The sequence below is a fragment of the Pseudoduganella sp. OTU4001 genome, from assembly GCF_038440195.1.
In the GTDB taxonomy this organism is placed as follows: Bacteria; Pseudomonadota; Gammaproteobacteria; order Burkholderiales; family Burkholderiaceae_D; genus Rugamonas.
In genome coordinates, this window is sequence record NZ_JASATG010000004.1 from 105,497 (window position 1) to 123,097 (window position 17,601).

General features: G+C 63.5%; 15 protein-coding genes. 7 read left to right on the forward strand and 8 right to left on the reverse strand.

The features are described 5' to 3' along the window. The first annotated feature begins 111 nt into the window (after positions 1-111). A complete protein-coding gene (gene queC / locus AAHE99_RS05465; protein ID WP_342115223.1) occupies positions 112-822 on the forward strand; it encodes a 7-cyano-7-deazaguanine synthase QueC in 711 nt (236 codons plus the stop codon). A 28-nt stretch (positions 823-850) separates the two neighbouring features. Then, positions 851-3,817 carry a sensor domain-containing diguanylate cyclase gene (locus AAHE99_RS05470; RefSeq protein ID WP_342115225.1) on the forward strand — a complete coding sequence of 989 codons (2,967 nt, stop codon included), beginning with the start codon at positions 851-853 and terminating at the stop codon, positions 3,815-3,817. Here AAHE99_RS05470 and AAHE99_RS05475 read toward each other — a convergent pair whose 3' ends face one another. Together AAHE99_RS05475 and AAHE99_RS05480 are read right to left on the reverse strand one after the other, a co-directional pair. Next, positions 3,818-5,185, reverse strand: a complete 1,368-nt coding sequence (locus AAHE99_RS05475) for a serine hydrolase domain-containing protein (protein WP_342115227.1) — start codon at positions 5,183-5,185, stop codon at positions 3,818-3,820. Positions 5,186-5,236: 51 nt separating this feature from the next. Beyond that, on the reverse strand, positions 5,237-5,635 hold the full coding sequence (locus tag AAHE99_RS05480) for a hypothetical protein (RefSeq protein ID WP_342115229.1): 399 nt from the start codon (positions 5,633-5,635) through the stop codon (positions 5,237-5,239). Between the two features lie 534 nt (positions 5,636-6,169). Between AAHE99_RS05480 and AAHE99_RS05485 the strand changes: the two genes are divergently transcribed. Further along, on the forward strand, positions 6,170-8,128 hold the full coding sequence (locus AAHE99_RS05485) for a GAF domain-containing sensor histidine kinase (RefSeq protein WP_342115232.1): 1,959 nt from the start codon (positions 6,170-6,172) through the stop codon (positions 8,126-8,128). Positions 8,129-8,176: 48 nt separating this feature from the next. On the opposite strand, the gene AAHE99_RS05490 is transcribed toward AAHE99_RS05485, so the two are convergent. The 3 genes from AAHE99_RS05490 to AAHE99_RS05500 form a co-directional block, all read right to left on the reverse strand. Continuing rightward, positions 8,177-9,682, reverse strand: a complete 1,506-nt coding sequence (locus tag AAHE99_RS05490) for an HD domain-containing phosphohydrolase (protein ID WP_342115234.1) — start codon at positions 9,680-9,682, stop codon at positions 8,177-8,179. Between the two features lie 263 nt (positions 9,683-9,945). Further along, positions 9,946-10,194, reverse strand: coding sequence for a hypothetical protein (locus AAHE99_RS05495; RefSeq protein WP_342115236.1), 249 nt, complete (start codon positions 10,192-10,194; stop codon positions 9,946-9,948). Next, positions 10,148-10,543: a DNA-formamidopyrimidine glycosylase family protein gene (locus tag AAHE99_RS05500; RefSeq protein WP_342115237.1), complete on the reverse strand. Its 396-nt coding sequence runs from the start codon at positions 10,541-10,543 to the stop codon at positions 10,148-10,150. The genes AAHE99_RS05495 and AAHE99_RS05500 overlap by 47 nt, the downstream gene beginning before the upstream one ends. Positions 10,544-10,657: 114 nt before the next feature. Between AAHE99_RS05500 and AAHE99_RS05505 the strand changes: the two genes are divergently transcribed. The 4 genes from AAHE99_RS05505 (at position 10,658) to AAHE99_RS05520 (ending at position 15,007) form a co-directional block, all read left to right on the forward strand. Further along, entirely contained in the window at positions 10,658-11,338 is a 681-nt protein-coding gene (locus AAHE99_RS05505) for an Rpn family recombination-promoting nuclease/putative transposase (protein WP_342115239.1), read from the forward strand. A 271-nt stretch (positions 11,339-11,609) separates the two neighbouring features. Continuing rightward, positions 11,610-12,092, forward strand: coding sequence for a GNAT family N-acetyltransferase (locus AAHE99_RS05510; protein ID WP_342115241.1), 483 nt, complete (start codon positions 11,610-11,612; stop codon positions 12,090-12,092). A 93-nt stretch (positions 12,093-12,185) separates the two neighbouring features. Beyond that, complete coding sequence (locus AAHE99_RS05515; protein ID WP_342115243.1) at positions 12,186-14,372, forward strand: PhoX family protein; 2,187 nt, start codon at positions 12,186-12,188, stop codon at positions 14,370-14,372. A gap of 128 nt (positions 14,373-14,500) precedes the next feature. Beyond that, a complete protein-coding gene (locus tag AAHE99_RS05520) occupies positions 14,501-15,007 on the forward strand; it encodes a DUF3016 domain-containing protein (protein ID WP_342115245.1) in 507 nt (168 codons plus the stop codon). 1 nt (position 15,008) lies between these two features. Here AAHE99_RS05520 and AAHE99_RS05525 read toward each other — a convergent pair whose 3' ends face one another. The 3 genes from AAHE99_RS05525 to AAHE99_RS05535 all read right to left on the reverse strand — a co-directional run bounded on the left by AAHE99_RS05525 (position 15,009) and on the right by AAHE99_RS05535 (position 17,591). Continuing rightward, positions 15,009-15,452 carry a thioesterase family protein gene (locus tag AAHE99_RS05525; RefSeq protein ID WP_342115247.1) on the reverse strand — a complete coding sequence of 148 codons (444 nt, stop codon included), beginning with the start codon at positions 15,450-15,452 and terminating at the stop codon, positions 15,009-15,011. Positions 15,453-15,494: 42 nt separating this feature from the next. Then, on the reverse strand, positions 15,495-16,823 hold the full coding sequence (locus tag AAHE99_RS05530; RefSeq protein ID WP_342115248.1) for a PQQ-dependent sugar dehydrogenase: 1,329 nt from the start codon (positions 16,821-16,823) through the stop codon (positions 15,495-15,497). A 69-nt stretch (positions 16,824-16,892) separates the two neighbouring features. Next, complete coding sequence (locus AAHE99_RS05535; RefSeq protein WP_342115250.1) at positions 16,893-17,591, reverse strand: dienelactone hydrolase family protein; 699 nt, start codon at positions 17,589-17,591, stop codon at positions 16,893-16,895. Positions 17,592-17,601 lie beyond the last annotated feature (10 nt).

Here is a 17,601-nt window from a genome sequence, read left to right on the forward strand (position 1 = left end):
TGTGCCAAAATTCGTGGTCTGTGATCTGGATGTCGAAACCGAATGTTACCGGATCAGCAGAGAAGATGGCGTACCTCTAAGATTTACAAAAATACCAAAAGAAAGAATGCGATGCTGACTAACGACGCCGCACTGGTCCTGTTCAGCGGTGGACAGGATTCGACTACCTGCCTGGCCTGGGCCCTGGAGCGCTACGCGCGCGTTGAAACCATCGGCTTCGATTACGGCCAGCGCCATGCCATCGAGCTGACGCAGCGCCCGCTGGTGCGCGAACAGCTGCGCAGCGTGAAGCCTGAGTGGGCCGCACGCCTGGGCGAAGACCATATGATCGACCTGGGCCTGATCTCGCAACTGTCGCACACCGCGATGACCGAAGACATCGAGATCGTGATGCAGGAAAACGGCCTGCCGAATACCTTCGTCCCCGGCCGCAACCTGCTGTTCATGACCGTGGCCGCCACCCTGGCCTACCGCCGCGGCCTGAACGTGCTGGTGGGCGGCATGTGCGAAACCGACTTCTCCGGCTACCCCGACTGCCGCGACGACACGATGAAAGCGCTGCAAGTGGCGCTCAACCTCGGCATGGACACCCGCAACAAGCTGGAAACCCCGCTCATGTGGCTGGACAAGGCGCAAACCTGGGAATTGGCCCAGCGCCTGGGCGGACAGAAGCTGGTCGATGTGATCCGCGCCGACACCCACACCTGCTACAAGGGCGAACGCGGCGAGCTGCACGACTGGGGCTATGGCTGCGGCTCCTGCCCGGCCTGCGATTTGCGCGCGCGCGGTTATCGTCTGTTCCAGGCGACTCTTGGTCGATAATTTGCCGTAAATAAACTAATATGCAGGTATGGAAAGGCCGCCAGCCAACCCGCTCCTGCAACGACTGCTCCGTCCGCGCCTGCTGGCGGGCCTGGTGGCGGCTGTCTGCCTGACGGCCACCGCCAGCGTCTGGTGGGGCGCGCATGGCGACGCCGAACGCGACGCCAATGCCGATTTCGAGTACCGCGCGCGTGAGCTGGTCAACAATGTTGCCGTGCGCATGCAGGCCTACGTGCAGGTGCTGTACGGCGTGCAGGGGCTGTTCGCCAGTTCCGACTTCGTCGCGCGCGAGGAATTCCGCACCTATATCGAACGCCTGGAGCTGCCGCAGAATTTCCCCGGCCTGCAGGGCATCGGCTATATGCGCTATGTGCCGGGTACGCAGCTCGAAGCGCACCTTGCCACCATCCGCGCCGCAGGCTTCCCCGACTACACCATCAACCCGCCGGGCCAGCGCAGCCAGTACGCGCCGGTGGTCTACCTCGAGCCGTTCAGCGGCAGCAACCTGCAGGCCTTCGGCTACGACGGCCTGTCCGAACCGGTGCGCCGCGCCGCCTTCGAACAGGCGCGCGATTCCGGCCTGCCGACCATGACGGGCAAGATCTTGCTGAAGCAGGAAGTGTCCGACCCGGTCCAGGCCGGCTTTATCGTGGCGCTGCCGATCTACCACAACGGGCAAGGGCGCTATACCCTGGCGCAGCGGCGCAATGCGCTCAAGGGCTGGGTGTATGCGCCGTTCCGCATGGGCGACGTGATGGCGGCGCTGGGCCATGACGTGCTGCGCGGCCTGGACGTGGAGATTTACGATGGCGATGACCTCAACGACAGCACACGCATGTTCGACAGTTCCTCGCGCGTGGCAGGGGAGGCGGCGCACCGCACGGTCAAGCGACTGAGCCTGGCCGGACGGCGCTGGACCTTGCAGGTGAGTGCCCTGCCCAGGGTGAATGGCGTGCTGTCGGACAAACCGCGCGCCATCGCCATCGGCGGCGCGGCGCTCAGCATCGTGCTGGCGCTGCTGGCCTATGTGCTGGCCGAAAGCCGCCAGCGCCTGCGCGTGGCGCTGGACCACAGCGACCGCATGGCCGACGAACTGCGCGAAGGGCAGGAAACCCTGCTCGCGATGGCGGAGCATGCGCAGGGCAGCCAGGCCGTCCTGCGCAGCATCCTCGATTCCACGGTGGATGGCATCCTGGTCGACAACTACCGCGGCACTGTGCTGAATTCCAACCGCCGCTTCCGCCAGCTGTGGAATGTGCCCGAACAAATGGATTGGCAGAACGACGGCGCCATCCTGCTGGGCCATATGGCCAGCCAGTTGGAGCAGCCGGACCTGTTCCTGCAGGCCAGCGCCTGCCGCGAACTGGACGACGATGAATGCCGGAGCCAGTTGCAAATGCGCGATGGCCGCGTGCTGGAGCTGACCACGCGCCCGCTGCGCCTGGGCAGCGAACCGGCGCGCATCTGGTCCTTCCGCGACATCACCGAGCGCACCCTGAACGAGCGGCGCGAAGAAGCGCGCCACCAGGTGCTGGAACTGCTGGCCGCCGGCGCGCCGCAGCAGCAAGTGCTGGATAGCCTGCTGCGCGGCATCGAAGCGGCCAACCCCGGCACGATGTGCAGCGTGATGCTGCTGGACGAGGAAGCCAAGCACCTGTACGTTGCCGCCGCCCCCAGCCTGCCGCCATTCTTCAACGACGCGATCCACGGCCTGCCGGTCGGCTACGGCAACGGCTCCTGCGGCAAGGCCGTCACCAGCAACAGCCGCGTCATCGTGGAAGACATCCGCAGCGACCCGCTGTGGGCGCCGTACCGCGAGCTGGCGGCGCGCGCCGGGCTGGGCGCCTGCTGGTCGGAACCGGTGCGCGGCGCCAACGGCAAGGTGCTGGGCGCCTTCGCCATCTACCACCGCGAACCGCAGCGCCCCAGCGTGGCGCATTTGGCCCTGATCGACCAGGCGGGCAGCCTGGCCGGCATCGCCATCGAACAGGCGCGCGCCGCCGACGCGCTGCGCGTGGGCGAGGCGCGCTTCCGCAGCCTGTACGACCACGCACCGGTGGCGCTGTGGCAGCAGGACTGGTCGGCTGCCCACCATGCCTTGCAGGAGCTGGCGGAATCCGGGGTCGACGACATCGCGCAGTGGCTGCAGAACAATCCCAGCCAACTGCAGCGCCTGGCCGGCCTGGTGCGCATTACCGACGTCAACGCGGCGGCGCTGGCCCAGGTGGGCGCCTATCCGTCGCGCCAGGAGCTTGGCCGGCTTGGCCTGGTCCAGAATTTTTCGCCCGCCGCGCTGAAGGTCTTTGCGCAAGCCTTGCTGGCATTGGAGAACGGCGTGCACCTGTTCCAGGCCGAGGGCAGCTTCCTGCGCCTGGATGGCGTCGAACGCCAGAATGAAGTGACGCTGCTGGTCATGCCGGGCCACGAGCATGCGCTGGACTTCGTGATCGTTTCCACCATCGACATCACCGAGCGCAAACGCATGAACGATGAACTGGTGCAGTTGGCCACCACCGATTTCCTGACTGGCTTGCCGAACCGGCGCGAATTCATGGCGCGCCTGGAAGATGAACAGGCCCGCCTGCAGCGCGACGTCGGCGGCCGCGCCGCCGTGCTGATGCTCGATATCGACCACTTCAAGGATATCAACGACGCCCACGGCCACGACTGGGGCGACGCCGTGCTGCGCCACCTGGCGGGACTGATGCGCGACTCGCAGCGCAAGATCGACATGCTGGGCCGCGTCGGCGGCGAAGAGTTTGCGATATTGCTGCCGGGCGCCGACCTGGAGGCGGCACGCGCGTTCGCCGAGCGCCTGCGCCAGCGCATCGCCGACACTCCTCTGAAGCATAACGGCAGCAGCATTGCGGTGACGGTCAGCGTGGGGATTGCCAGCATGGCGGCGGCGGACCGTAGCGGCGACGCGGCCCTGGTGCGGGCCGACCATGCGCTGTACCGCGCCAAGCGCGGCGGCCGCAATCGCGTCGAGGGCTGATTAGTCGGGGCGCATGCCCAACTGGTCGACTTGATTGGCCTTACCCAGGCCCAGGTCGACCACCATCGTGCCGCTGGTATAGCTCAAGCGGTAACGGTATTTGCGCAGCTCCCCATCGGTGCTGCGCTCCAATGCCTCCACCTTGCGCAGCGGGCCCCATTCACGCAGATCGGTCGACACCATTTTGAGGAATTCCGGCGATAGGCGCTGTGCCACCTTTTCGCTCAAGCCGTCCGGCTGCTTGCCGTCGGCGAGCTGCGCGAACAGCTGGCGCACCCGCTCGGCCACGGCCGGTTCGGTTTCCGCTATAGGCGCCTGCGCGATCACCGCCAGCGCAGGCAGGTAGTGCGCGGCGACGATGTCGGCCAGCTTGTTGGCACGGGCCGTGGCGGAATTGGCCAGCACCACCACCGACAGCTGGTCGTCGACGAAGCGGCTCAACTGGGCGCGGAAGCCCTGCCAGGCGCCGCCGTGGGCAATGGCGCGGTGGCCGTTGCGGGCCCACAGCTGCCAGCCGTAGCCGTATTCGGTGGCTTTGCCGTCATTCAACCTGGCCGGCGTCCAGCTGGCGTTGCGCACGCTGGCCGGCAACACCTTGTCGCCGTACAGCGCCAGGTCCCACTTGGCCAGGTCGCGCGCTGTCAGGTACAGGCTGCCGTCGGCCGTGGTGTTCAGGCGCGGCGCGACCCAGGACTGGTTCACCAGCTGGCCGCCCTTGCGTTCATAGCCGCGCGCGCGGTGCGGGATGATGTCGGCTTCGCTGATAATGCGCGTGCCCATGCCCAGCGGCGCGAAGATGCGCTCATGCAGCTGGTCCGCGTAGAACTTGCCGCCCACCTTGTTGCAGATGAAGCCGAGCAGGTGGTAGCCCATATTCGAGTACGACCATTTTTCGCCCGGTGCGAACAGCACCGGAATGTCCGCCTCCAGCGCGATTAATTCCTCATCGCTGTAGTTCTTGGTCAGGTCCAGCTTGGCGTATGGATCACCCAGTCCTGAGGTGTGCGACAGCAGGTGACGGACGGTGATGCCTTCCCACGCCTTAGGCGTTCCCGCCAGGTGCTTCGAAATAGGATCGTCCAGCGATAGCTTGCCGTCTTCCGCCAGCAGCATCACCAGCGCGGCGGTGAAGGTCTTGCCGACCGACCCGGATTGGAAGATGGTGTTGGGGGTGACTTTGACCTTGTGTTCCAGGTCGGCGTAACCGTAGCCTTGCTCGCGGATGATCTTGCCATCCTTGACTACGGCGATCGACACGCCGGGAATGTGGCTGCGTTTCATTTCCGCCAGGATGGCGTCGTCAAGCTTGTCAGCGTAGGCGGGGGCCGCGAAGGCCAGGGATAAGAGCAGGGGGAGAGTCGGGCGCATGGAGTGTCAGTTAATTAATTAACAACTGCATTCTAGCACCCGACAAGGAGATCAGGCCGGCGAGTGTTCCAGGGCCGGTGCGCTAGCGGCAGCGGCAGCCTTGCGGTCGCGGCGCTTCAGCAGCCAGTAGATGCCGAACGGGATCAGGATCGGCAGCATCAGCGGCGAGATGGCGGCCATCGCGACCAGGGCGGCCAGGGCCAGGAAGAACACCATCAGCACGCCGACGCCGGCCATGACGAAGCCGACCACGACAGCCACCACCGTCATCACCACCGCCAGGATCGCAAACACGCCGCCGGCGATCACGGTACCCAGCAAGGCGGCCAGCGGGCCATCGAAATCTTCATCGCCCACGGAGACGATCAGGTCGTTGGTGTCGATGGTGAGCCAGGCTGCGAGCATGCACGACACAAACAGCAGCAGGGAGATGGCAAGTACCTTTTTCATGATGGGCCTCTTGGCGTTGAACATGGTGTCACTGTAGGCCCGGCGGCCCTGCCGAGCCATCGGATTGCGACGAACGGTGGTTTTCACGTGATGAATGGAAAGGATGAGATGGCGGCTTGAATTCATTGACCCTTTGTCTATACTGAATATCCGATCTCTGAGATGGAGGGGAATATGGCTTGGCTAGTAAGAGACGGGAGCCAATCGTTGCTCCTGGGAATCGATAGCGAACTGCGCCAGCGTAGCGCACTGGATTGCTCAGGCGGCGGCCCGAAAGGCCCCCCTTCGGCACCACCGACGATTCCACCGATTATCATCAATCCCTTCAAATACCAGACGCCGGAACCGGCCATCGACCCGCGGATTACACCGTTAGGGCCGCCCATCATGCCGCCGCGGCGGCCGGCAATGTCTCTGCATTAATACGCGTAATTCCCGAATAGCCCGCTATCCCAGCGGGCTTTGTTTTTTCCACTGGCTTGCATGCGCGCCAACTGCTATATTGCCCAGACGCATGTAAACCTTGGGAAAAAGATGGAAAGCCGTCTGCGCCGCCTGGAGGCCGTCCAGGAAATCCTGCTCGAAATTGGGCAGCTGTCGAATAGCTGCACCGACATCACCGTCTTCCTGCAATCGGTGCACGCGGCCCTGGGCCGCATCATGTACGCCGCCAACTTCTACGTCGCCCTGAGCGACCGCGACGCCCCCGGCAATGCCGTGCGTTTCGTCTACTTCGTCGACGAAGTGGACGACCATCCCTACAAAGACGTGCTGGTGCAGCTGGCCACGCCCGACCAGTCGCCCACCGCCTGGGTGATCCTGAACAAGCAGCGCCTGGTGATGACCGGCGACGAGCAGCGCGCGCGCGACGAGAACGAAGAATTCGGGGTCGGCACCGTGGCCGAGCACTGGGTCGGCTGCCCGCTGCTGGACCAGAGCCACGAAGTCATCGGCGCCATGGTGATCCAGAGTTACGACAAGGAACATACCTACAGCGAAGAAGACCAGGCCCTGTTCGCCCAGATCGCCAACCACGTCTCCAGCGCCTTGCAAGGCTTGCAGAGCATGGACCGCCTGGAGCGCGCCGTGCGCGAGCGCACCCTGGAGCTGGAACGCGAAGTGGCCGAGCGCAGCAAGCAGGAGCGCCTGCAGCGCGCCTTGTATGAAATTGCCAGCCTGTCCGCCTCCGCCTCGGCCGAGTCGGACGCCAAGCAGCTGTATGCCCGCCTGCACGAAATCGTTGGCAGCCTGATTACCGCGCGCAACTTCCTGATCGGGCTGTATCACCCGAAGACCGACGAAATCTCGATCCCGTATTTTGTCGATGAGAAGGATATGGAAGCGCCGGTCAAGCGCTTCGAGTACGGCATCGGCATGAGTTCCTTCGTGCTCAAGCGCCGTCAGCCGATGCTGCTCGACGGCCCGACCTTTGAGAGCCTGATGGCGAGCGGCGAAATCAACGAACCGCTGGGCAACCAGGGCATCGCCAGCTGGATCGGCGTGCCGATGCTCGTGGGTGAGCAGGCGCTGGGCGTGATCATCGTGCAAAGCTACGACGCCTCGGTGGTTTATACCCAGGCCGAGATGGACATCCTGGCCTTTGTTGCCAACCATACCGCCGCCGCGATTGCCCGCACCCGCGCCGACCTCGCGATCCGCCGCGCCAAGGCCGAACTGGAAGAACAGAACACCGCGCTGGCCTCCGCGCTGACGCAGTTGCAGACCGCGCAGACCGAACTGGTGCGCCAGGAGAAGCTGGCTTCGCTGGGCCGTCTGGTGGCCGGTGTCGCGCACGAAATAAACACCCCGCTCGGCATTTGCGTCACCGCCACCAGCCACCTGGTGGAAGAGCTGCGCCTGTGCCGCCTCGACCTGGCCGATGGCGCGCTCGATGAGGACGGCCTGAACCAGTTCTTCGATACGGTCGACCAGTCGCTCAAGATCATGACCACCAACACCCAGCGCGCCGCCGCGCTGGTGCGCAGTTTCAAGCAGGTAGCGGTGGACCAGAGCTCCGACAACATCCGCCACTTCAACCTGCGCAAATACCTGGACGAAGTGCTGCTGTCCTTGCAGCCCAAGCTGAAAGGCAAGCCGATCGAAGTGAGCGTCGACTGCCCGCAGGACATCAATCTGGAAAGCTTCCCCGGCGCCGTGTCGCAGATCGTCACCAATATGGTGGTGAACTCGTTGGTGCACGGCTTTGAGGAGGGGCAGCAAGGCAGCATCCGCATCACCGGCAAGCTCGATGGCGACCACATCCTGTTCGACTACAGCGACGACGGCGTCGGCATGGATTCGACCACGCTGCAGCAGCTGTTCGACCCCTTCTTCACCACCAAGCGCGGCTCCGGCGGCAGCGGCCTCGGCGCGCACATCCTGTACAACCTGGTGACCGGCCCGCTGGGCGGCACGGTGAAAGTGGTCAGCTCGCCCGGCATGGGCCTGCACTACCACCTGCGCTTCCCGCGCGACCAGCGCAAGGCGGGATGAACGAAAAAAAACGGCGCCGAAAGCGCCGTTTTTTTGGGGGGGAATTAATTAGTCGGGGAAGCGTTCGTTGATGGCGAGTGCCTTGTCCATATTGTCGATCAGCAGCTCGACGTATTTCGGGTCGAGGTGCTTGCCGGCGACTTCGCGCATGTGCTCGACCACCTGGGTGACTGGCCAGGCGTCCTTGTAGCAGCGCTTGTGCATCAGGGCGTCGAACACGTCGGCGACGGCGACGATGCGGGCGTATTCGTGGATGTCGTGGCCCTTCAGGCCTTGCGGATAACCGCTGCCATCGAACTTCTCGTGGTGCTGGTGGGCGATCACGGCGGCGGCTTTCAGGATCGGGCGCTGCGAGCCGTCCAGGATCGACAGGCCGACCGCCGGGTGCTGCTTCATGATTTCCCATTCAGCCGGGTCGAGCTTGCCTGGCTTGAGCAGCACCGAATCCGGGGTGGCGATCTTGCCGATGTCGTGCATCGGCGCGGCGTGCTTGAGCACGGCGGTTTCCTCTTCCGGCATGCCGGAAGCGGTCGCCAGCAAATGGCAGAACTCGGCCATGCGGCGCACGTGGTTGCCCGCTTCGTTGGAGCGCGATTCCACCACATCGCCCAGGCGCATGATCAGCTCGGCCTGGGTGTCGGTGATTTCCTGGGTCAGCAGGATATTGTCGAAGGCGATCGCCACGCCGCTGCAGAAGATTTGCAGCAGCTTCTGGTCGATCTCGGAAATCTCGTCCACGCCCTTCAGGATCAGCAGCGACGCCTTGCCGCTGCTGTTCGGGAAGTAGCCGACGAAGGTGTCGCCGGTCATGCGCGAGATGCGGTTGCTTTCGGCATCCTTCAGCTGGTCCAGCAGCTCCGGGGTCAGCAGCGAGCCTTCGTCCTGGCCGATCTGGGCCAGCACTTCGTAGGCGCTGTCGCCGCTGACGGCGGTGGCGCCGCGCAGGCGTACCAGCATGCTTTGTTCCAGGCGCAGCAGGGCGACCACTTGCTGCAGCAGGCCGTTGGCGAAGTCTTTCAGGTTGCGCGCCTGGAAGATGTGGGCCGAGGCGGAAATCACGCGCTCCAGGCCTTCGCGGTAATGCAGCTGCTGCTGGCGTGCTTCTTCCACCTTCATGATGTCGCGGTAGGCGCGCAGGGCGGCGAAGGTGGTGGTGAACAGCTTGGTGCGGTCGAGCTCGGTCTTTTCCTTGTAATCGTTGATGTCGTAATTGACGATCACGCGTTCTTCCGGCGCCTGGCCAGGCTGGCCGGTGCGCAGCACGATGCGGGTGAACTGGTTGTCCAGGTCCTGGCGCATCCAGCGCGCCACTTCCAGGCCGGAGTCTTCCTTTTCCATCACTACGTCGAGGAAGACCAGGGCGATGTCTTTTTCCTTGGACAGGACTTCCTTGGCTTCGGCGCCGCTATAGGCGTGGAGGAAGGTCAGACCGCGACCTTCCAGGCGGAAGCGGCTCAGGGTGAGCTTGGTGATGTCATGAATATCGGGTTCATCATCAACCAGCAGGATTCTCCACGGCGCAAGTTTGGGCGTAGCAGAAGACAAGAAAGACATATTGGCAAATTCCAAATGTGACACAAAGTCCTGGGTGATGCGCAATTTTTAGGCGCATCTGACCGATTGTAGTCTGACCTATTCCTATTAACAACAGGCAATACTGGATTAGCTAAATCTTTACAACACCACTGCGTCGCCGTAACGCTTTTGGCAACGTTCACACCAAAAACTGCGCCGGTTGGTCAGCCCTAAATGCGCCCTATGTAACTTAATCTTGCAGCGCGGGCAGTCACGGCGGTTATGCACCTGCCAATGCTGTTTCAGGACTTCTCATTAAGCTTTTCAAAACTATATTGGCGGGCTTGTTTCACCAACTCGCGTAATTTGCCTTGAGGCAATTTAATTACTATGGAGAGAGGGTGAATGTGCAAACGAAACAATACTTCGTTTTTGATAATATTGCCAACACCAGAGAAAATATTTTGATCCAGCAAAGCATCGCAGACAAAACGCTCGGGATTTTCACGCAGTTTTTTCAGCGCCAGGCGCGGGCTCCATGCATCGGCCATGACATCGCTGCGCCAGTCGTAGGCTTTCTCTAATTCGCCTTCCACCAGCTTGATCGAGCAGCTGTAGAAATTCAGCTCGCCGCCTTCCTCGAATTGCAGCGACAGGCGCGGCGTTGTCCTTGCGCTCGTCGATGCGGTAGCTGCCGAACATCAGGAAGTGGATGCGCAGCGTGTATAGCGGCAGCTCGATCAGGAAGTGCTTGCCCCAGCTGCGCAAGGAAAGGATGGGCTGGCCAGGCAGCTCGTCGAACGGCACCAGTTTGCTGTTGCCGCTGGCGGCGGCGATGGTGCGGCCTTCAAACGCACGCACGGTTTCGGCGAGGATGACGATGGATGGGCCTTCGGGCATGGTGACCTCCTGTGGCCCCAGTCTCCATTGCGCGGCCGGCGCGCGCCGTGCGCACGCGCACAAACCATGAGCCAGCGCAATTGGCCTGCAGGCCGTCCTGCCTACAATCGGCCAATGAGCACCGAGCACGACACCGCTTTCCGCGCCTTGTTTGCATATCCGACGATTGTCCGCAATTTGTTGGAAGGTTTTCTTGCGCCAGCGTGGGCGGATGGACTTCAAATGGATACGCTTGAGCGCGTCAATGGAAGTTATGTGGCTGATGGAGGTGAGCAACGCCATAGCGATATGGTGTGGCGATTGCGTATGCGGGACGAATGGCTTTATCTCTACGTGCTATTGGAATTCCAGTCCCGGCCGGACCATTGGATGGCATTGCGCATGCAGGTCTATCTAGGTTTGCTGTACCAGGATTTGGTGAAGTGGAAGGAAACGCCTACGAGTCTGGCTTTGCCGCCTCCGGTTGGAATCGAAGTCTATCAGGCAGCTCAGCGATATGTATTGGTGGACTTGCGCGCTGTGTCGCAACGATTTGGCTTTCAGCTAAACAATTTATTGGGTGCGCTAGCTGCGCTGGCGTACTCGGCTTCAAGCCAACAGATCCAAGAGTTGGCGCGCGAGTTTGAGCAATGGCTTGCGGAAGAGGGGAGCGTCGAGCTCCGACGCGCAGTCGAATTATGGCTGCGGACCAGGTTGTCAGAATCGGAGGCCAGGCATACATTGGAAGCGACACCACGCATGGTGATCAAGGAGGAGCAAATGGCGGACTTTCGTAATGGCATGCCTTTTTTTTGACACTTTTGCGGAGCAAATTCGGTGGGGCTTTGAGCAGAAGGGAAAACAGCAAATTTTGGAGCACCAGTTGCTCAAGCGATTCGGCGAGATTCCCAGTCAATACGCGCTTGAGCTGGAAACGGCCGGACCGGAAGAATTCGAAGTTTGATCCGAGCGCCTGCTGGACGGGAAACTGCTCGCCGAAATATTTGCCCCGCTGCCTGATACTGACGACGAGGATTACAGCTGGCATGATTGATATACTGGTCGCCCAACGACGAACCAGGACTCCATGCTTATCCGCCGCACCATTGAATCCGACTGGACTGCCCTCAAGGAACTCCGCCTGGCAGCGCTGCTTGATGCGCCCACCGCGTTTGGCGTGACGCACGCCAGCGCTGCCGCTAATCCCGATGACCAATGGCGCGACCGCGCCGCCGCGCGTGGCCCGGCCACATACCTGCTGGCCTTCTGCAGCGAAGGCGCGCCGATCGGCATGGTCGGCGGTGTGTTCAGCGCGGCGCAGGAGTACAACCTGATCGCGATGTGGGTCAAGCCTGGACAGCGCGGCAGCGGCGCCGCAGCCGCGCTGGTGGAGGCGATGCTGGCGCATGCGGTCGAGCAAGGCCACCAGCGCGTGGTGCTCGACGTTTCGCCCGACAACGAACGCGCCGCTGCGTTCTACCTCAAGCGCGGCTTCCGCTTCCTCCCGCATTGGGAAGCGCTGGAGAGCCACCCGCACATCAAACTGCAAAAGATGGAGTGGCGTGCCTGACGCGCGCGCAAAATCTCTAAGTCGTCACAACGTTGTCATTTTCGCTTCCTAGAATGGCGGGCAGTTTCAACTCCCCCATTCTTGGAAAGCGTCATGGAAAACAAAATCGATCACGACGACATCGGCTACAACGATACCCCGAACGAACACTTCAGCGAAATCCTCGACAAGCGCATCAGCCGCCGTAACCTGCTGCGCGGTTCGGTCGCATCGGCGATGTCGGTGATGATGGGCTCGGCTACCCTGAGCGCCTGCGGCGGCGGCAACAACAACGATGCGCCGGTCATCACCAAGCCGGAAACCCCAACCCCAAGCGAGAAGCTGCTGGGCTTCGCGGCCGTGGGCAAGAGCCTGGCCGACAGCGTGGTGGTGCCGGCCGGCTATACCGCGACCGTCATCTACGCGCTGGGCGATCCGCTGACCGCTGCCACCGGCGCCTTCAAGAACGATGGCAGCGATGCCGACTTCGACAACCGCGCCGGCGACCATCACGACGGCATGGAATTCTTCGGCCTGGATAGCAACGGCAAGCCTTCGGCCAACGGCAATGAGCGCGGCCTGCTGGCCATGAACCACGAAGCGACCACCAATGAAAAGCTGGCGTCGTTCTTCATCCACGCCAATGGCGGCACCAACACCTTGCCGCGTCCGGCAGCGGAAGTGGACCGCGAAACCGGCCTGCACGGCATCTCTGTGGTGGAAGTGCGCAAGGCCGCCGGCAAGTGGGAGTACGTCAAGGATTCCGCCTACAACCGCCGCGTGACCTGCCTGACCGAGTGCGACATCTCCGGCCCGGCCAAAGGCAATGCGCTGCTGAAAACCAAGTACTCGAAAGACGGCACCAAGACCCGCGGCACTTTGAACAACTGCGGTACCGGCAAGACCCCATGGGGCTCCTTCGTGTCCGGTGAAGAGAACTGGAGCGGTTACTTCTTCCGCGGCGCGGCTGACGATGCGGCACGCAACGACAAGAGCGTCGCTGCGCTGAAGCGCTATGGCCGCAACCAGGGCGCCGCGTCGCGCCACGGCTGGGAAACCGGCGGCGCCGACGACAAGTACGCACGCTGGAACAACTCCAAGCTGGGCGCTTCGGCCGACGGCAGCGACGACTACCGCAACGAGATGAACGGCATGGGCTTCATCGTGGAAGCCGACCCGTACAACAAGACCCGGGCCCTGCGCAAGCGCACCGCCCTGGGCCGCTACGCCCACGAAAGCGCCGCCTTCGGCAAGACCGTTGCCGGCCAGCCGCTGGCGGTCTACATGGGCGACGACTCGCGCAACGAATACATCTATAAATTCGTCTCCAGCGCGACCTGGAGCGATGCCGACGCCAACCCGGCCGACCTGCTGGCCACCGGCGACAAATACCTGGATGCGGGCAAGCTGTTCGTGGCCAAGTTCGGCGCCGACGGCACCGGTTCCTGGATTGAACTGAGCATCAGCAATGCCGCCATCGCCGGCTACGCCGGCTACAAGTTCGCCGACCAGGCCGACGTGCTGATCAACGCCCGCCTGGCCGCCGACGCCGTCGGCGCGACCAAGATGGACCGCCCGGAGTGGTGCTCGGTCAATCCGGCCAACGGCGAGGTGTACTTCACCCTGACCAATAACAGCGCCCGTACCGCGCCGGACGGCCCGAACCCGCGTACCTACGAGGACATGAAGGGCAGCAGCAAGCAGGGCGGCAACGTGAACGGCCACATCCTGCGCGTGAAGGAAAAGGACGGCAACGCCTCCGCCACCTTCCAGTGGGACGTCTACCTGTTCGGCGCGCAGTCGGACGCCAACCCGGCCCTGGTCAACCTGTCCAGCCTGACTGCTGACCAGGACTTCTCCAGCCCGGACGGACTGGCCTTCGCCAAGTCGACCGGCATCTGCTGGATCCAGACCGACGACGGCGCCTACACCGATGTCACCAACTGCATGATGCTGGCCGGCCTGCCGGGCAGCGTGGGCGACGGCAAGAAAGTGACGCTGGCCCACGCGTCGGGCAATGTCGATACCTTTGTCGGCAAGACCCCGACCGCCGATACCCTGAAGCGCTTCCTGGTCGGCCCGGTCGACTGCGAACTGACCGGCATTGCCGAAACCCCGGACGGCAAGACCCTGTTCGTCAACATCCAGCACCCGGGTGAGGGCACGGCCGGCGCCAACATCGCCGATCCGACCAAGTTCACCAGCCAGTGGCCGTCCAACGCCGGCTATGGTAGCGGCAAGCGTCCACGCTCGGCCACCATCGCCATCACCAAGAATGACGGTGGCCGCATCGGCACCTAACCGGGAGTAACTATCATGAATGGGCCGGAAGTATCCGGCCCGTTTTTTTTGTGAGAAACTGTTTCAACTGCACCAACAGCGCAGGGGAGGAGTATATTGAAAACAAATCTACTGAAAGGATTGATGCCATGAAACGCCACTCACGCTACTGGCCCGCCGCCGCCCTGATGCTGGCCGCAGCCGGTGCCGCCTCGGCTGGCACGGTGAAAGTCACCTACCAGGAGCCGAAAAATTTCCACGACATGCCGTTCGCGGAGTCGGAACGTACCCAAGTGCTGAAAGAGCTGACCGCGCACTTTGACAAGCTGGCCAAACGGCTGCCGCTCAACCAGCAGCTGAACGTGACCGTCACCGATATCGACCTGGCCGGCCGCGTTGAACCAACACGCCGCAACGCCATGAACGACCTGCGCATCCTGCGTGGCCAGGCCGACTGGCCGACCATGTCGCTGAGCTATTCGCTGGAACAGGATGGCAAGGTGATCGCGAGCGGCAGCGAGAACTTGAAAAATATGCTCTACCTGGACCGCATGAACCGCTATCCGGGCGGCGATGCGCTGCGCTATGAAAAGCCGATGCTGGACGACTGGTTCAAGGACACCTTCGGCGCCCCGGCCCAGCTGAGCCAGAAGTAACTCAGTCGATCCAGTTCACGCGGCTGAACTTGGCGCGGAAGTCGTCCGGCATCGGCACCACTTGCGCGCTCTTGTAGTTGTAGAACACGAAGCCCTGCTTGGCCATGGCAACCAGTTTGCTATCGGCCGGGCGGGTGACGCGGAAGGTCACATCGCCGCCGTACTTATTGAAGTCCATCACCCCCACTTCGAACAGCAGCTGGTCGCGCGCATGGGCTTCGGCGCGGTAGGTGGTGGCCAGATCGGTGATGATGATGCCGGTGCCGTCCGGCTCGGTTTCCCGCACGCCGAACTCGAACAGGAAGCGCGCCCGCGCTTCCGAAATCATGGAAATCATCGAATCGTTGCCGAGGTGGTTGGCGGCGTTGATGTCGGTCACGCGTACCGTCAGCTGGGTCGAAAAACAGAATTGGTCTTCCGGGAACTCAAGCTTCAGTCTGGCCATTGCGTTGCGGTCGGGGGCTGTGGAAAGCCCCCATTGTAACCGCTACTTGCGCACGATCTGGTAAACCTTGCCGGCCCCGCTCAACACGTAAATTTCACCGGCCGCGTCCTGGCCGAAGGCTGGCACGAAGCCGATGCTGCCGACATCCCATTCTTTCGCTTCGCTGACCGCACCGTTGGCGTACAGGAAGCTCTTCAGGAAGCCCTTGCAGTAGTCCGAATACAGGTAGCGCCCGGCCAGCTCGGGCAATGCCGTGCCGCGGTAGACGAAGCCGCCGGTGATCGAGCAGCCGTTGGCGTCGTTGGCGCCGTGCTCGTATTCGAAGGCGGGCAAAGTCAGGCCCTGCTGCGCGCAAGTGGCGGCGTTGTAGCAGCGCGTGCCTTCCATGATGTTCCAGCCGTAGTTGGCGGCTTTCTGCGCGGCCGGCACGATATTGACTTCCTCGCGCAGCTCCTGGCCGACATCGGCGATATACAGCTGGCCGCTGGCCGGATCGAACGTGAAGCGCCACGGGTTGCGCAGGCCGAAGGCCCAGATTTCGCCGCGCTTGCCGTCCTGGCCGACGAAGGGGTTGTCGGACGGTACGGTGTACAGCGGCGGCAACGGGTTGTCCACGTTCAGGCGCAGCAGCTTGCCCAGCAGGGAATCGAGGTTTTGCGCATTGCCGTTGGGGTCGCCCGCACTGCCGCCGTCGCCGGTGCCGGCGTACAGGTAGCCGTCCGGGCCGAAGGCCAGCAGGCCGCCGTAGTGGTTGGTGTAGTTCGGGTGCGGGATGGTGATCACGCGCCTGAGCGAGTCGCGGTCGGCCAGGTCGGGGTTGGCGGAGACTTTGACTTCGTCGATGGCGATGTTCTGGAACTTGTCGGTGTAGTAGATGTAAAAGCGCCCGTTCTGCGCGTAGTGCGGGTGGAAGGCCATCGACAGCAGGCCGCCTTCGCCGCTGGTGCTGATCAGGCCGCTCAGGTCGAGGAAGGGCGTGGCGGCGATGGCGCCGTTGGCGGCCAGCAGGCGGATGCGGCCGGCGCGCTCGACGATGAAGCGGCGCGCATCGCCGGCCGGGGCGGTCAGGAAGAGCGGGGCGTCCAGGCCGCTGGCGATTTCGCGCAGGGCCAGCGCGAACGCCGGCGCTGGCGGTTCGGGCGGGGTGACCGGCGGCGTGACGGGCGGCGTCACCGGCGCTTCCGGCGTGGTGACGGTGCTGCCGCCACCGCCACCGCCGCCGCAAGCGGCCAGCAGTACGGCCAGCAGCACGGCCAGGGTGGTCGAGAGCAGGGTGGCCGCCGGCGCTGCGGCCGGGACGACCGCCGGCTCGGCGGCAAAGCCGGGCGTGTCGGCCAGTGCTGCGGATGGGGATTTCAGGTGCTCAGCCATGTCTTCCTCCAGAACAGTCCAGCGCCGAGTGTGGGCCCGCACGGCAGGCCCATCTGTACGCTAGCGCACTTACTGGTTCTCGCTCAGGAACAGCAGGGTGTGGCCATGGGCTTCGGCTGCGCTGCGCTGGTGGTAGCTGCTGCGGTGGCTGCAGTTGAAGCCGTGCTGGGCTTCGGGATAGACATGGATTTCCACCTGGTCGTGCGCTTCGAAGCGTTCGGCCACCTGGCGCACGGCGGCCAGCGGGATGTGGCTGTCCTGGCCGCCGAAATGCAGCAGCAGCGGGCCGCGCACATCGCCGGCGCGCTCCAGGCAGTGCTGGATGCCGCCGCCGTAATACGCCACCGCGTGGTCGGCGTGGCCGTTGGCCAGCGCCAGGTAGGCCATGCGGCCGCCCCAGCAAAAGCCCTGTGCCGCCAGGCGGTCGTCGGCGCCGGGTGTGGCGCGCAGGGCGGCGGCGGCGGCGCCGATATCGGCCTGGGCCTGCGCCACGTCGGCGCGCTGCATGCATTGCGCGGCGCGGCCCCAGTCCGCTTCGTCATAGCCGAATTCCAGGCGCCGGCCCTGGCGCCAGAACAGGTCCGGCGCCAGCACCACGAAACCATCGGCGGCATACTGCTCGGCCACGCTGCGGATATGGGCATTCACGCCGAAGATTTCCTGCAGCAGCAGGAGGGCGGGGCCGTGGCCGCTACGCGGCAGGGCCAGGTAGGCGTCGAAGGCGCCGTCCGGCCCGGCGACGCTGGTCCATTGGCTGCTGAAGTCCATGGCCGCCCCC

Excerpts from the sequence above, each read along its gene's own strand:
- AAHE99_RS05520 (WP_342115245.1), top strand. The coding sequence starts at position 14,501 with ATGAAACGCCACTCACGCTACTGGCCCGCCGCCGCCCTGATGCTGGCC.
- AAHE99_RS05530 (WP_342115248.1), bottom strand. The coding sequence starts at position 16,823 with ATGGCTGAGCACCTGAAATCCCCATCCGCAGCACTGGCCGACACGCCC.
- AAHE99_RS05475 (WP_342115227.1), bottom strand. The coding sequence starts at position 5,185 with ATGCGCCCGACTCTCCCCCTGCTCTTATCCCTGGCCTTCGCGGCCCCC.
- AAHE99_RS05525 (WP_342115247.1), bottom strand. The coding sequence starts at position 15,452 with ATGGCCAGACTGAAGCTTGAGTTCCCGGAAGACCAATTCTGTTTTTCG.
- AAHE99_RS05500 (WP_342115237.1), bottom strand. The coding sequence starts at position 10,543 with ATGCCCGAAGGCCCATCCATCGTCATCCTCGCCGAAACCGTGCGTGCG.
- AAHE99_RS05535 (WP_342115250.1), bottom strand. The coding sequence starts at position 17,591 with ATGGACTTCAGCAGCCAATGGACCAGCGTCGCCGGGCCGGACGGCGCC.
- AAHE99_RS05505 (WP_342115239.1), top strand. The coding sequence starts at position 10,658 with ATGAGCACCGAGCACGACACCGCTTTCCGCGCCTTGTTTGCATATCCG.
- AAHE99_RS05480 (WP_342115229.1), bottom strand. The coding sequence starts at position 5,635 with ATGAAAAAGGTACTTGCCATCTCCCTGCTGCTGTTTGTGTCGTGCATG.
- AAHE99_RS05490 (WP_342115234.1), bottom strand. The coding sequence starts at position 9,682 with ATGTCTTTCTTGTCTTCTGCTACGCCCAAACTTGCGCCGTGGAGAATC.
- AAHE99_RS05485 (WP_342115232.1), top strand. The coding sequence starts at position 6,170 with ATGGAAAGCCGTCTGCGCCGCCTGGAGGCCGTCCAGGAAATCCTGCTC.
- AAHE99_RS05515 (WP_342115243.1), top strand. The coding sequence starts at position 12,186 with ATGGAAAACAAAATCGATCACGACGACATCGGCTACAACGATACCCCG.
- AAHE99_RS05495 (WP_342115236.1), bottom strand. The coding sequence starts at position 10,194 with ATGGCCGATGCATGGAGCCCGCGCCTGGCGCTGAAAAAACTGCGTGAA.
- queC (WP_342115223.1), top strand. The coding sequence starts at position 112 with ATGCTGACTAACGACGCCGCACTGGTCCTGTTCAGCGGTGGACAGGAT.
- AAHE99_RS05470 (WP_342115225.1), top strand. The coding sequence starts at position 851 with ATGGAAAGGCCGCCAGCCAACCCGCTCCTGCAACGACTGCTCCGTCCG.
- AAHE99_RS05510 (WP_342115241.1), top strand. The coding sequence starts at position 11,610 with ATGCTTATCCGCCGCACCATTGAATCCGACTGGACTGCCCTCAAGGAA.